Genomic DNA, 13,644 nt, shown 5'->3' on the forward strand with positions numbered 1-13,644 from the left:
GGGTGAGGTGAAAACGACGGAGCTGCAGCGTCGCATCGCTTGCCGATACCGATGGTATCGCCTGCGCAATGCTCCTCCCATCTCCGTCGTTTTGACCTCATCAAATCGCCCCCATTGCCCCTAACAACCTCTAAATTCGCGCCAAGCTTGTGATTCGGTGGACCCAGTTTTCGGTGAGATGATGCGCGCATTGACCTTGGCCCTGCCTCTGATCCTCGTCGCGTCGGCAGCGCAGGCGGATTTCCAGTCCTGCGTGGCGGGGCTGCGTTCGGAGGCGGCCTCCAAGGGCGTCTCGGGTGCCACCTTCGACCGCGCCATGGCGGGCGTTCAGCCCGACATGAAGGTGATCGAGGCGATGAACAACCAGCCGGAGTTCAAGACGCCGATCTGGGACTATCTCGGCACGCTGGTTGATGACGAGAAGGTCGCGGAAGGCCGCGCCATGCTGCGCCAGCATGCCGCGACGCTCGCCGCCGCCGAAAGCCGCTTCGGCGTCGACCGCCACACCGTCGTCGCTGTCTGGGGCGTCGAGAGCGATTTCGGCAAGGCGCGGGGCAAGATGCCGCTGGTCCAGGCACTCTCGACCGGGGCCTGTCTGGCACCGCGCCGCAACGCCTTCTTCAAGGGCGAGCTGATCGCGACGCTGCAGATCATCCAGCGCGGTGACCTGCGGCCGGAGCAATTGATGGGCTCCTGGGCCGGTGCCTTCGGCCATACCCAGTTCATCCCCTCGACCTATCTGCGCCTGGCTGTCGATGGCGATGGCGATGGCCGGCGCGATCTGGTCGATTCGATTCCCGATGCGCTGCATTCGACCGCGAACTTCATGGCCAAGGCGGGCTGGGTCACCGGCGCGCCCTGGGGCTATGAGGTGCGTGTACCATCAGGCTATTCCGGCTCGACCGGGCGCAATCCCAAGCAGCCGGTTTCGTCCTGGGCGGCGCGTGGCATCGTCAAATTCGACGGCTCGGCGCTGACCGGCTCCGGCAATGCCGGGCTTTTGATGCCGGCTGGGCGCGAGGGGCCGGCCTTCCTCGTCTTCAAGAACTATGACGCGGCCTACAGCTACAATGGCGCGGACTCCTACGCCTTGGCGATCTCCCTCCTGTCCGATCGCTTGCGCGGCCGGCCCGGCGTGCAGGGTCAGTGGCCGACCGACGATCTGCCGCTCTCGCGCGAACAGCGTCGCGAGCTCCAGCGCCTGCTGATCGCGCGCGGTTATGATGTCGGTGAGCCCGATGGCGCGGTCGGCGCGCTGACGCGGGCCGCGATCAAGCAGATCGAGGCCAAGATCGGCATGGCGCAGACCGGCAGGCCGGGCGAAAAGGTGCTGCGCGCGCTCAAGAGCGGGCGGGTTTGAGGGGCTGACGCTGGCGTTTTCCGTCGCGCGCAGAAATCGGGTGGCATAACGCGTCGCTCGGTTTCAGACAGCGCGGGTGATCTCATCGGAGCCTATCGCATGCCCCGCCGCCTCATCTCCACCGGTTCGCCCTTCGAGACCGCCTTCGGCTATTCCCGCGCCGTGATCGACGGCGATCTCGTCTTCGTCTCCGGCACGACCGGCTATGACTACGCCAGCATGACGCTGCCGGAGGATGCAGCCGAGCAGGCGCGTAATATTTTCCGCACGATCCAGGCTGTGCTGGCGGAGGCCGGCTCGTCGCTTTCGCAGGTGGTGCGGGCGCAGTATTTCGTGACCGACCGGAGCTATTGCGAGCCGGTGCTGGGCGTCTGCGGCGATGTCTTCGGGCAGATCCGCCCGGCAGCGGGCATCTATGTCGTCGCCGGCCTGCTCAAGCCCGAGATGAAGGTCGAGATTGAGGTCACCGCGCGGCTCTTGCCGTGACCTCGCCTGCCGCTGCGGCAGAGACCGCGCGGCGATGGTCGATGAGTGATTGACGTCTGGTATATCTCTTGCTTGAGTTGGGCGTGTCATAGAGCTGACCCGGACAGCAGGAGGAGATGCCATGCCGATCGATCGCCGCAATGCTTTGAAGGGAGCGGCTGCGCTCGCTGCTTCCGGTTTCATGCCGAACCGCGCTTTTTCGCAAAGCCGGGCCAATATCCTGCGCTTTATCCCGTCGACGCCCCTGCCGTCGCTCGATCCGATCACAGCGACGAGCTATGTCATCCGCAATCACGGCTACCTGATATATGATACCCTGTTCGCGACCGACGCTCAGTTCGGCATCAAGCCGCAGATGGTCGAAGCCTGGGAGACCGCGCCGGACGGGTTGAAATGGACCTTCCGGCTGCGCGATGGGCTGTTCTTCCATGACGACGAGCCGGTGCGTGCGCAGGATTGCATCGCCTCGATCGCACGTTGGTCGAAGCGTGACGCTTTCGGCCAGACTTTCGCGACTTTCGTTGAAGGTTACGACGCGCTCGATCAGCGGACCTTCGTAATCCGGCTGAAGAAGCCGTTCCCGATGCTGCCGGCGGCGCTCGGCAAGCTGTCGTCGAACGTGCCGTTCATCATGCCCGAGCGGGTGGCGACGACCGACCACATGAAGAACATCACCGAGGCGGTCGGTTCCGGTCCCTGGCGCTTCATGGACAAGCAATGGATCCCCGGTCAGAACGCGATCTATGAGCGCTTCGCCAAATACAAGCCGCGCGAGGAAGCGCCGTCCTGGGCGGCGGGCGGCAAGATCGCCAGGATCGACCGCATCGAATGGCTGGCGCTGACGGAAGCCTCCGCGGCTGTCGGTGCGCTGATGCAGGGCGAGGTCGACTGGTACGAGCAGCCGCCGGTCGATCTGCTGCCCGTGCTCAAGGGCAACAAGGACATCGCGATCGAGAACGTGCCGCTCGGCCTGTTCCTGCTGATGCGCTTCAACCAGTTGCAGCCGCCCTTCAACAATCCCGGCATCCGCCGCGCCGTGATGATGGCGGCCAACCAGACCGACTACATGGAAGCCGTGGTCGGCGACAAGGCGTACTATCAGGAGGCCAAGACCTTCCTCACGCCGGGCTCTCCGATGTCGACCGGGGCGGGCGGCGCGGAAGCGATGCAGGCCAATCTCGAGAAGGCCAAGGCCATGCTCAAGGAGGCCGGCTACAAGGGTGAGAAGGTCGTGCTGCTTGCGCCGGCCGATCAGCCGATCGCCTATCAGCAATGCCTCGTCACGGAGGATCTGTTCAAGAAGCTCGGCATGAACGCCGAATTGGTGGCGACCGACTGGGCGAGCTTCATCGGCCGGCGTGCCAATCGCGGCGCGCCCGAGCAGGGCGGCTGGTCGGCGTTCCACACGCTCTGGTCCTGCGCCGACACGCTCAACCCGGCGCTGCATCCGCTGATGCGCGCCAATGGCGGCGCTGCCTGGTTCGGCTGGCCCGACGATCCGACGATGGAAGGCCTGCGCGACCAGTGGATCGCCGAGCCCGATGTCGGAAAGCAGAAGGAGATCGCGGCTTCGCTGGAGCGGCGCGCCTTCGAGTTCGTGCCCTATGTTCCCGCCGGGCTGGTGCAGCAGCCGATGGCCTTCCGCAAGAGCCTGACCGGCATGGTGCTCTCGCCGGCGCAGTTCTTCTGGAACATCGAGAAGAAGGTCTGAGGGGCGTTTCGGATCTCATCAAGGAGTGAGAGCAGGATCAATGCGAAAAACCGGTTCCCACTTTTTCGCATCCTGCTCTGGTCCACTCACGGCGCGGAGCGATTGAACAGCTTCGCGCCGGCGGCCCGTGCAGTTGCCTCCGTACAGCCCTCGCCGAGCTTGCCGGCGAGGCGCGGGCAGGTCGCGGCCAGGCGCTCCAGCGAGGTGTTTTCCTTGACCCGGACATGGCGGACGCAGACTGCCCCGCCAGGCCCCCAGCCGGCCTCGAACTCCTGGCTCGGGCTGTTCTCCGGCTTCTGGATGGCGTGGACGTCATAGACGTCGATCGACATGCCATTGCGCGTCGTGGCCTCGCCCAGGCCGCAATAGTCGGCGCGCACCATATGGGTGCAGGCGTTGTAGATCTCGGCCATGCTCGCGCCGTCGGGCTGGCTTTGCCAGGGGCCGTAGCCGAAGCGCACGCATTTGCCCTGCGCGCCCGAGGTGCAGACGATCTCGAAGGCGCCCGGTCCGGCCGGACTGATCGCGCCGGTCGCATCGGCGCGGCCGGCGATCGGAAAGCCCTCGCGCGTGCCGTCCGGCGCGGGCTGGCAGAGCGGTTCGGCGGTCGCCGCATTGCGGAAATCATGCAGCAGGCGGCGGCCGGTCCTGTCGTCTGGATCGGGCCTGATGCCGGCGATGCGGATGCGGATGCGCTGGTCGCCCTGCTGGTAGACCAGCACCATCCCGGTCAGCGCCTCGCGCTCGCGCATTGTCCCGTCGCTCAGCGTGACGCGAAACGCACCCTCATGCGCCTCGACGCCGGTGACCTGGCGGGTTTGCGCGATGGCGGGGGCTGCGAGCAGAGCGAGGAGGAGGATGAGGACACGCAAGGCTGGCTCCTGTCGGGTTGCGGCTAGCGTAAACGCAGAACTCCTCCCCGCAAGGGGAGGAGTTCTTTGCGGCTGTTGCGGAGCGTCCGGTTCAATCGGCCAGCTCGACGCCGACGAGGGTGAGGGCTGCCGGAGCGGCGCCCTGCAGGTCCCGGCCGTTGACGGTGAAGCCGTTTTCCTCAATGCCGTTGAGGCAGGCGCCGTTGACGGTGAAGCCGTTGACAGTGAAGCCATTGAGGATGGCGCCGTTGAGGTTCATGCCGTTGAGGGTGAAGCCGTTCAGGTTCATGCCGTTCAGGCTGAAGCCATTGAGGTTCATGCCGTTGAGCGAGAAGCCATTGGGCTCGATGGTGGCGCTGGCAGGAGCGGCGGCGAGGATGGCGGCGGCGAGGGCGGCAGCGGCGAAGATCTTGGTCATGGTCGTTCCCCTTGAGATGCGGGTCGGCGTCAGTGCCGGCCCCGATGGAGAGACAATGCCGGACAACCCAACGGCATGCTTGAAGAGCCGCTTGCCTTTTGCTTGAGAAACGCTTGATTGTTTCTTGAGGCGATGCAGACGGGCAGGTTCGAAGCGCGAATGCGGTTTGTCTTCGGCGATCACGTGCTCGATGCCGGCCGGCACGAGTTGAGCCGCAGCGGCTCCGTGATCGCGATCGAGCCGCAGGTCTTCGACCTCCTGCTTTACCTGGTGCGCAACCGCGAACGCATGGTCAGCAAGGACGACGTGCTCGACAGCGTCTGGCAGGGCCGCATCGTCTCCGAATCCTCGCTGACCAGCCGCATCAACGCCGCCCGCAAGGCGGTCAGCGATAGCGGTGAGGCCCAGCGCGTCATCCGCACCGTTCCGCAAGAGCCTGACCGGCATGGCGCTCTCGCCGGCGCAGTTCTTCTGGAACATCGAGAAGAAGGTCTGAGGAGCGTTTCGGAGCGCCTGATCGCGCCGGTCGCATTGGCGCGTCCGGCGATCGGAAAGCCCTCGCGTGTGCCGGCCGGCGCGGGCTGGCAGAGCGGTCCGGCGGTCGCCGCATTGCGGAAATCATGCAGCAGGCGGCGGCCGCTCCTGTCGTCGGGGTCTTGCCTGATGCCGGCGATGCGGATGCGGATGCGCTGGTCGCCCTGCTGGTAGACCAGCACCATTCCGGTCAGCGCCTCGCGCTCGCGCATTGTTCCGTCGCTCAGCGTGACGCGAAACGCACCCTCATGCGCCTCAACGCCGGTGACCTGGTGGGTCTGGGCGATGGCGGGGCCGGCGAGCAGAGCGAGGAGGAGGATGAGGAAACGCAAGGCTGGCATCCTGTCGGATGCGGCTAGCGCTTGATGATTTTTCGTGGAGCCACTCCGTCATCCCGGGTCTGCGCCGCTTTCGCGGCTTGTCCGGGATGACGGAGTGTTTTCCGGGAAAGCGCGGCGAACTCTAGCGTAAACGCAGAACTCCTCCCCGCAAGGGGAGGAGTTCTTTGCGGCTGTGGCGGAGGGTCCGGTTCAATCGGCCAGCTCGACGCCGACCAGGGTGAGGGCGGCCGGGGCGGTGCCCTGCAGGTCCCGGCCGTTGACGGTGAAGCCGTTCTCCTCGACGCCGTTGAGGTTCATGCCGTTGAACACCATACCGTTGAGGTTCATGCCGTTGATGGTGATGCCGTTCATCTTCATGCCGTTGAGGCTGATGCCGTTGAGGCTGAGACCATTGAGGTACGTACCGTTGAGGCTGAGGCCATTGAGCGAGAGGCCGTTGGGCTCGATGGTGGCGCTGGCGGGAGCGGCGGCGAGGATGGCGGCGGCGAGGGCGGCGGCTGCGAAGATCTTGGTCATGGTCGTTCCCCTGAGATGCGGGTGGGCGTCTGTGCCGGCCCCGATGGAGAGACAATGCCGGACAACCCAACGGCATGCTTGAAGAGCAGCTTGCCTTTTGCTTGAGAAACGCTTGATTGTTTCTTGAGGTGATGCAGACGGGCAGGTTCGAAGCGGGAATGCGGTTTGTCTTCGGCGATCACGTGCTCGATGCTGGCCGGCGCGAGTTGAGCCGCAGCGGCTCCGCGATCGCGATCGAGCCGCAGGTCTTCGACCTCCTGCTTTACCTGCTGCGCAACCGCGAACGCATGGTCAGCAAGGACGACGTGCTCGACAGCGTCTGGCAGGGCCGCATCGTCTCCGAATCCTCGCTGACCAGTCGCATCAACGCCGCCCGCAAGGCCGTGGGCGATAGCGGCGAGGCCCAGAGCGTCATCCGCACCGTTCCGCGCAAGGGGTTTCGCTTCGTTGCCGAGGTGCGCGAGGAGGCAGCAGGGCCGCTGCCCACGCCCGAACTGCCGCCGATTCCGGCATCGCCTTTCGCTGCGACGGCTGACAAGCCGCTCCTGCTTCCCGAGATGCCCTCGATCGCGGTGCTGCCCTTCAACAATCTGAGCGGCAACCCCGAGCAGGACTATTTCGGCGACGGCCTGGTCGAGGATATCACCACGGCGTTGTCGCGATTGCGCTGGCTGTTCGTGATCGCACGCAATTCGGCCTTCACCTACAAGGGCAGGGCGGTCGATATCCGGCAGGTCGGGCGCGAACTCGGCGTGCGCTATGTGCTCGAAGGCAGCGTGCGGACCGCCGGCGGGCGGATTCGCGTCACCGGCCAGCTGATCGAGGCCGAGAGCGGCAAACATATCTGGGCCGAGCGCTACGACCGCGCGATGGACGATATCTTTGCGCTTCAGGACGAGATCACCCAGCGGGTGGTCGCGACGATCGAGCCGAGCATCTATGCCGAGGAGGGCTACCGGGCGCAGCTCCATAGCGAGCGCCCGGCCGCCTGGGGCCTGGTGATGCGGGCCTTGTCCCTGATCAACCGCCTGCATCGCACCGAAGCCCATGCGGCGATGAAGCTTCTGATGCAGGCGGTCCAGATCGATCCGGCCAATGCCCGTGCGCATGCCCTGATCGCCTGGGCCTATCTGATCGGTGGGCAATGCGGCTGGTATGTCGATGCCGAGCTCGCCGAACCGTCGGCGCGGCACGCCCAGGCGGCGATGCGGCTCGATCCCGACGAGGCCTGGTCGCGCATGGCCTATGCGTTCTGGCTCAGCACCGTCTTCCGCCATTCCGAGGCGCTGGCGCTGGCGCGGCAGATGGTCGAGGCCGCGCCGAGCTTCGCGCTTGGGCGCGGCATGTTCGCCTGGATGCTGACGCGGGCCGGTTTCTTCGACGAGGCGGTCCTGCAGGCGGAGCACGCGCAGCGGCTCAGCCCGGTCGGCACCTATGCCGGGTTCTACAGCTGGATCCATGGGTTCACCTTGATGGGCGCAAGGCGCTTTGAGGAATCCTCGGAAGCCTATTGGCGCTCGCTTGCCGAGTTTCCCGATTGGTCGGGAGCGCTCAATGGCCTGATCGCGGTGAACGGCCATCTCGGCCAGGTCGAACGGATCCAGCCGTTGATCGCCAGGCTGCGCATCGTTGCGCCGCATTATTCGATCGCGATGCTGCGCAAGCGCCTGACCGGGCATGCACATACCGAGATCATGATCGAGGGTCTGATCAAGTGCGGATTGCCAGAGTAGCGCTTCGCGCGCTTGCGCGCTGCGCTCCATCCCCGTAATCAGCCGGCACGATAATCGATAGCTGCTGCGAGGCGACCCATGGCGACCCATAAGCTCCTGCTCCTGCCCGGCGACGGCATCGGCCCCGAGGTGATGGCCCAGGTCGAGACCGTGGTCTCCTGGTTCGAGAAGCGGGGCCTCGCTGGCTTTGCGATCGAGAAGGGGCTCGTCGGCGGCTGCGCTTACGACGCGCATAAGCAGGCGATTTCCGAAGGCGACATGAAGCTCGCCCAGGACGCGGATGCCGTGCTGTTCGGCGCGGTGGGCGGGCCGAAATGGGCCGATGTGCCCTATCAGCACCGCCCCGAGGCCGGCCTGCTGCGCTTGCGCAAGGATCTGGGGCTCTTCGCCAATCTGCGCCCCGCCATCTGCTATCCGGCGCTGGCCTCGGCCTCCTCGCTCAAGCCCGAGGTCGTCGAAGGCCTCGACATCCTGATCGTGCGCGAGCTCACCGGCGGCGTCTATTTCGGCGAGCCCAAGGAGATCGTCACGCTGGAGGACGGCTCCAAGCGCGGTGTCGATACGCAGGTCTACACCACGCCTGAGATCGACCGGATCTGCCGCGTCGCCTTCGAGCTGGCGCGCACGCGCCGCAACAAGGTCTCCTCGGCCGAGAAGAACAATGTCATGAAGACCGGCGTGCTCTGGAAGCAGACGGTCACGGCGCTGCACGCCAAGGACTATGCCGATGTCGAGCTCGAGCATGTGCTCGCCGACAATTGCGCCATGCAGCTCGTGCGCTGGCCCAAGCAGTATGACGTCATCGTCACCGACAATCTCTTCGGCGATATCCTGTCGGACGTGGCGGCGATGCTGACCGGCTCGCTCGGCATGCTGCCCTCGGCCTCGCTTGGCGCGGAAGATCCCGTCACGGGCAAGCGCAAGGCGCTTTACGAGCCCGTCCACGGCTCGGCTCCGGACATCGCCGGCAAGGGCCTGGCCAATCCGATCGCGATGATCGGCTCCTTTGCCATGGCGCTGCGTTATTCCTTCGGGGCGATCGAGGCCGCCGACAGGCTCGAAGGCGCGATCGCCGACGTGCTCGGCTCCGGCACGCGTACCAAGGACATCGCCGCGCCCGGCACGAACGCCGTCTCGACCAGCGAGATGGGGGCTGCGATCGTCAAGGCGCTGGAGGCGAGGGGCTGAGGCTGTTGCGTGGGCAGTAGGCAGTAGAACGGCCCGACTGCCTACTGCCCATTGCCGACTGCCCCTTCCACCTCTCCCCCTCGTGAGTTGCGCGTGACCTCGGAGCGTGCGCTAGACTGATCGCATCTGAAACGGAGCATGTCCGTCCGATGTTGATCAAACGCCGCGCTGGCTGGGAAATGCCCGAAAGCCAGGCCACGCCCGAGGCCGTCTTCATGAACCGCCGCGGCCTGCTCGCTGCGGGCGCGGGGCTGATCGCGAGCGCGGCCCTGCCGAAGCTCGCCGCCGCGCAAGGCGCCGACCCGACGCTCGATCTCTACCCCGCGAAGAAGAACGCCGCCTACACGCTCGACCGGCCGGTGACGGAGGAGGATCTGGCGGCGAACTACAATAATTTCTACGAGTTCGGCACCTCCAAGGATGTCGCCAGCGCCTCCAAGCGGCTGGTGACGCGGCCCTGGATGATCGCGATCGACGGCATGGTCGAGAAGCCGATGGAGATCGGCATCGACGATCTGATCCGCAAGATGACTCTGGAAGAGCGGCTCTATCGTTTCCGCTGTGTCGAGACCTGGTCGATGGCGGTGCCCTGGACCGGCTTCACGGTGAAGTCGCTGGTCGAATTCGCCAAGCCGCTGTCATCAGCGAAATATGTGAAGTTCGAGACCTTCATGAACCCGAAGGTCGCGCCCGGCCAGTCGCAGCGCTGGTATCCCTGGCCCTATACCGAGGGGCTGACCATCGCTGAGGCGACCAGCGATCTGCCATTGATGGTGACGGGTATCTACGGCAAGCCGACCCCGCCCCAGCATGGTGCGCCGCTGCGCCTGATCACACCGTGGAAATACGGCTTCAAATCGGTGAAGTCGATCAGCAAGATCTCGTTCGTCGCTGAGCGTCCCAAGACCTTCTGGGAGGGGCTGCAGGCTTCCGAGTATGGCTTCTGGGCCAATGTGAACCCGGAGGTTCCGCACCCCCGCTGGAGCCAGGCGAGCGAGCAGGTGCTGGGCACGCGCGAGCGCCGCCCGACGCTGCTGTTCAACGGCTATGCCGAGCAGGTCGCAGCGCTCTACAAGGGGCTGGAGGGCGAACGGCTCTACGTCTAGGAGCGCCTCAGCCCTCATCCTGAGGAGCGGGCTTAGCCCGCGTCTCGAAGGATGTTCCAGCTTGCTCTGTCTGCGCCTTCTGGAGCATCCTTCGAGACGCGATCCTCTCGGATCGCTCCTCAGGATGAGGGCTTTGGTCGGACGATGATGCAGCACTTCGTTCTCTTCGACACGGCGATCGGCTCCTGCGCGCTGGCCTGGCAGGGCGAGCGCATCATTGGCGCGCAACTGCCTGAGAGGGACGAGGAGACGGCGCGCCGGCGCCTGGCGCGGCGCTTTCCGGAGGCGAGCGAAGCGGCGCCTGTCGCCTTCATTGCGAGCGCCATGGACGAGATCCGGGCGCTCCTCCAGGGTGAGCCGCGCGATCTTGCGCATCTGCCGATCGATCTCGACAGCGCACCGGCCTTCAACCGCAAGGTCTATGACGTTGCACTGACGATTCCGCCGGGCGAGACGCTGACTTATGGCGAGGTCGCTGCCCGTATCGCCGAGCCGGGCGCGGCGCGTGCCGTCGGCGTGGCACTGGGCTCCAATCCGTGGCCGATCATCGTGCCCTGCCATCGCGTGCTGGCGGCCGGCGGCAAGACCGGCGGCTTCTCCGCCGATGGCGGCGTCGAGACCAAATTGCGCATGCTGACGATCGAGAAAGCGCGCACCAGCGCCGAGCCCAGCCTGTTCGGAGCGCTGCCGCTGGAAGCGCGGCGGCGGTAGCGGGCGACTTTGGGAGTGGCTCAGCCGTCATGCTCGCCCTTGTGGCGAGCATTCCACGTCTTGAGCACAAGCCTCGCTCAGCGAAGGCGTGGATGGTCGGGCTTGTTCCGACCATGACGGAAATTGTCTCGACACGCGCCCGACACGCCGAAAACGCATGAAAAAAAGGCCGACCCCCGAGGGAGCCGGCCTTTGAAGTTTGAAACATCCAGCGCAAGCGCCAAACATCTCAGAGGGGAACGGCTGCAACGAACTCAACGCCGGGAGGAGGTAGCGGAGCCCGTTGCGAACAACCGTGTTTGCTATATCGGGCAGCAGCTGCCTTTTTGCAATGCAGCATAGCTTGTATCGGCTATGCGTCTTGCGCATGATGAGAGCTAAATAGTTGTAAATTGTCACGAAATTGTCGGAGTCATATGCGCCGGACGCAGAAAAGCCGCCTTGCGCGATGCGCAAGACGGCTTTTGGCTGAAAACCGGACTCGGATCACGTCACCTTCGGACGGCGTCGTCAGAATGCGAAAAACCCGATCGCTTCGAGGCGTTGAGAGCATTGCTCCTGCGAAAACCGGAAACCGCTTTTTCGCATCAGCTCTAGTAGGTCCAGCGCTGCGCCTTCTGGATCAGGAAGTCGCGGAACACCTGCACGCGGGCGACCGACTTCATCTCTTCCGGATAGACCAGATAGCTCTCGAGCTGCGGCATTTCGGTCTCCCGCAGCAACTGCACCAGGGGCGAACCGGTCTCGATCAGGTAGTCCGGCAGCACGGCGATGCCGGCGCCCGAATCGACGGCGCGCTTCATCGCGGTGATGTTGTTCACGGTCAGATGGATCGGGCGCGGGTTGCGCTGGTCGCGGCCCAGCGTTCCCAGCCAGTGCACAGCCGTGAGGTAGGATGGCGAGGTGCCGCCGAAGGAGAGGATGCGGTGGTTGTCCAGCTCTTCATAGCTCTTGGGCTCGCCGAAGCGCTTCACATAGGCGGGCGATCCGTAGACGTGGAAGTGCACGGTGAAGAGCTTGCGCTGGATCAGGTCGGGCTGCTGAGGTTGGCGCAGCCGGATCGCGATGTCGGCCTCGCGCATCGAGAGATCGAGTTCCTCGTCGGTAAGGATGAGCTCGACCTTGATGTCGGGATAGAGATCCAGGAACTCGGCGAGGCGGGGCGTCAACCAGTGCCCGCCGAGACCGCGTGTCGCGGTGACCTTGAGCTCGCCGGATGGGTGCTCGCGCGTCTCCGAAAGCTGGGCGCGGGTTCGCTCCAGGCGCTGCGTCATCTCGCGCGCAGCGCGCCAGAGCAGTTCGCCCTGCTCGGTCAAGATCAGCCCGCGCGTATGCCGATGGAACAAGGGCGCACGCAATTCGCGCTCCAGCGCGCCAATCTGGCGGCTAACCGCAGATTGGCTCAGGCCCAGAACGTCTCCCGCCTTGGTAAAACTGCCGGATTCAGCGACGGTATAAAAAATCCTGATGCGGTCCCAATCCACCGCGGTCCCCCCGTTATGCGTTTCGTGCATGTTGGGGGGCAAAACCGTTGCAGGTCAATGTCTGCGTGACATTGATGTTCTTTTTTCGCACTGAATCTGGTGACGAAATCCATCACAATTGGTGATATATCGCGCTGCGATCTCACTCAGCCGCCTGGCGCTGCTCCAATTCGCTCGCCTGCAACCAGCGTTCGGCATCGAGCGCGGCCATGCAGCCGAGGCCTGCTGCCGTCACGGCCTGGCGGTAATGTTCGTCGGTGACGTCGCCGGCGGCGAAAACACCCGGGATATTGGTCTGGGCGGTGCCCGGGACGACGTCGAGATAGCCCGAATCACGCATCGCGAGCTGGCCGACGAAGAGTTCGGTCGCCGGCTTATGGCCGATCGCGATGAAGACGCCGTCGGTCTTGAGTTCGCTCTCCGCGCCGGTCTTGAGGTTGCGCAGGCGCAGATGCGTGACGTTGGGCGGCTGCGTGCCGCCGCAGATCTCGGCGATCTCGCTATCCCAGACCAGCGCGACCTTGGGGTGCTTGAACAGCCGGTCCTGCATCACCTTTTCGGCGCGCAGCGAATCGCGGCGGTGGACCAGCGTGACCTTGCTGGCAAGGTTGGCGAGGTAGAGCGCCTCCTCGACTGCCGTATTGCCGCCGCCGACGACCACGACCTCCTTGTTGCGGAAGAAGAAGCCGTCGCAGGTGGCGCAAGCCGAGACGCCGAAGCCCTGGAAGCTCTGCTCGGAGGGCAGGCCGAGCCATTTTGCCTGCGCGCCGGTCGCGACGATCAGCGCATCGCAGGAATAGGTCTCGCCGCCATCGCCCCAGAGCCGGAAGGGCCGCCGGGAGAGGTCGACCTTCGAGATGTGGTCGGAGACCATCTTGGTGCCCATATGCTCGGCCTGGGCGCGCATCTGCTCCATCAACCAGGGGCCCTGGATCACATCGGCGAAGCCGGGATAGTTCTCGACATCGGTGGTGATCATCAATTGGCCGCCGGCCTGCATGCCGGAGATCAGCACCGGCTCGAGCATGGCGCGGGCGGCATAGATCGCGGCGGTGTAGCCGGCGGGGCCGGAGCCGACGATCATGACGCGGGCATGGGTATGGGCCATCGTCTCATATTCCTGTTCGCGCGGCCGATGCCACGACTTCATTCAGTCAGATACGGTCTCGATCGGCTGGTGCAAG

Annotated in this window: 14 protein-coding genes; 9 read left to right on the forward strand and 5 right to left on the reverse strand. The window is 65.0% G+C overall.

Going from position 1 to position 13,644, the window contains the following annotated elements:
• Positions 1-181: 181 nt before the first annotated feature.
• The 3 genes from RMR04_RS07970 (at position 182) to RMR04_RS07980 (ending at position 3,557) form a co-directional block, all read left to right on the forward strand.
• Positions 182-1,360: a lytic murein transglycosylase gene (locus RMR04_RS07970; protein WP_311914001.1), complete on the forward strand. Its 1,179-nt coding sequence runs from the start codon at positions 182-184 to the stop codon at positions 1,358-1,360.
• Positions 1,361-1,459: 99 nt separating this feature from the next.
• Positions 1,460-1,846 carry a RidA family protein gene (locus RMR04_RS07975; protein WP_311914002.1) on the forward strand — a complete coding sequence of 129 codons (387 nt, stop codon included), beginning with the start codon at positions 1,460-1,462 and terminating at the stop codon, positions 1,844-1,846.
• Between the two features lie 121 nt (positions 1,847-1,967).
• Complete coding sequence (locus tag RMR04_RS07980) at positions 1,968-3,557, forward strand: ABC transporter substrate-binding protein (RefSeq protein WP_311914004.1); 1,590 nt, start codon at positions 1,968-1,970, stop codon at positions 3,555-3,557.
• Positions 3,558-3,643: 86 nt separating this feature from the next.
• Here the strand turns inward: RMR04_RS07980 and RMR04_RS07985 are convergent, their stop codons facing one another.
• The gene (locus tag RMR04_RS07985) at positions 3,644-4,429 is read right to left on the reverse strand and encodes an ADYC domain-containing protein (RefSeq protein ID WP_311914006.1); all 786 of its coding nucleotides are present in this window, start codon (positions 4,427-4,429) and stop codon (positions 3,644-3,646) included.
• A gap of 91 nt (positions 4,430-4,520) precedes the next feature.
• Positions 4,521-5,030: a pentapeptide repeat-containing protein gene (locus tag RMR04_RS07990; RefSeq protein WP_311914008.1), complete on the reverse strand. Its 510-nt coding sequence runs from the start codon at positions 5,028-5,030 to the stop codon at positions 4,521-4,523.
• Here RMR04_RS07990 and RMR04_RS32080 point away from each other — a divergent pair.
• Positions 5,007-5,555: a winged helix-turn-helix domain-containing protein gene (locus RMR04_RS32080; RefSeq protein ID WP_410492213.1), complete on the forward strand. Its 549-nt coding sequence runs from the start codon at positions 5,007-5,009 to the stop codon at positions 5,553-5,555. The two genes, RMR04_RS07990 and RMR04_RS32080, sit on opposite strands and share 24 nt — an antisense overlap.
• Positions 5,468-5,740 carry a hypothetical protein gene (locus tag RMR04_RS08000; RefSeq protein ID WP_311916076.1) on the forward strand — a complete coding sequence of 91 codons (273 nt, stop codon included), beginning with the start codon at positions 5,468-5,470 and terminating at the stop codon, positions 5,738-5,740. The genes RMR04_RS32080 and RMR04_RS08000 overlap by 88 nt, the downstream gene beginning before the upstream one ends.
• Positions 5,741-5,911: 171 nt before the next feature.
• Here RMR04_RS08000 and RMR04_RS08005 read toward each other — a convergent pair whose 3' ends face one another.
• A complete protein-coding gene (locus RMR04_RS08005; protein WP_311914009.1) occupies positions 5,912-6,238 on the reverse strand; it encodes a hypothetical protein in 327 nt (108 codons plus the stop codon).
• 158 nt (positions 6,239-6,396) lie between these two features.
• On the opposite strand from RMR04_RS08005, the gene RMR04_RS08010 reads away from it, so the two are divergent.
• The 4 genes from RMR04_RS08010 to RMR04_RS08025 all read left to right on the forward strand — a co-directional run bounded on the left by RMR04_RS08010 (position 6,397) and on the right by RMR04_RS08025 (position 10,976).
• Positions 6,397-7,971 (forward strand): winged helix-turn-helix domain-containing protein, encoded by a 1,575-nt coding sequence (locus RMR04_RS08010; protein ID WP_311914010.1) that lies wholly within the window; start codon positions 6,397-6,399, stop codon positions 7,969-7,971.
• Positions 7,972-8,049: 78 nt separating this feature from the next.
• A complete protein-coding gene (gene leuB / locus RMR04_RS08015) occupies positions 8,050-9,159 on the forward strand; it encodes a 3-isopropylmalate dehydrogenase (RefSeq protein WP_311914012.1) in 1,110 nt (369 codons plus the stop codon).
• 149 nt (positions 9,160-9,308) lie between these two features.
• Positions 9,309-10,265, forward strand: coding sequence for a protein-methionine-sulfoxide reductase catalytic subunit MsrP (gene msrP, locus RMR04_RS08020; RefSeq protein WP_311914013.1), 957 nt, complete (start codon positions 9,309-9,311; stop codon positions 10,263-10,265).
• Positions 10,266-10,409: 144 nt separating this feature from the next.
• Complete coding sequence (locus tag RMR04_RS08025; RefSeq protein ID WP_410492214.1) at positions 10,410-10,976, forward strand: methylated-DNA--[protein]-cysteine S-methyltransferase; 567 nt, start codon at positions 10,410-10,412, stop codon at positions 10,974-10,976.
• Between the two features lie 593 nt (positions 10,977-11,569).
• Here RMR04_RS08025 and RMR04_RS08030 read toward each other — a convergent pair.
• Both RMR04_RS08030 and trxB read right to left on the reverse strand, forming a co-directional pair.
• Positions 11,570-12,460 carry a LysR family transcriptional regulator gene (locus tag RMR04_RS08030; RefSeq protein WP_311914016.1) on the reverse strand — a complete coding sequence of 297 codons (891 nt, stop codon included), beginning with the start codon at positions 12,458-12,460 and terminating at the stop codon, positions 11,570-11,572.
• A 142-nt stretch (positions 12,461-12,602) separates the two neighbouring features.
• Entirely contained in the window at positions 12,603-13,568 is a 966-nt protein-coding gene (trxB, locus tag RMR04_RS08035; protein WP_311914017.1) for a thioredoxin-disulfide reductase, read from the reverse strand.
• Positions 13,569-13,644 lie beyond the last annotated feature (76 nt).

Origin of the sequence: Bosea sp. 685 (assembly GCF_031884435.1) — a bacterium.
Classification (GTDB): Bacteria; Pseudomonadota; Alphaproteobacteria; order Rhizobiales; family Beijerinckiaceae; genus Allobosea.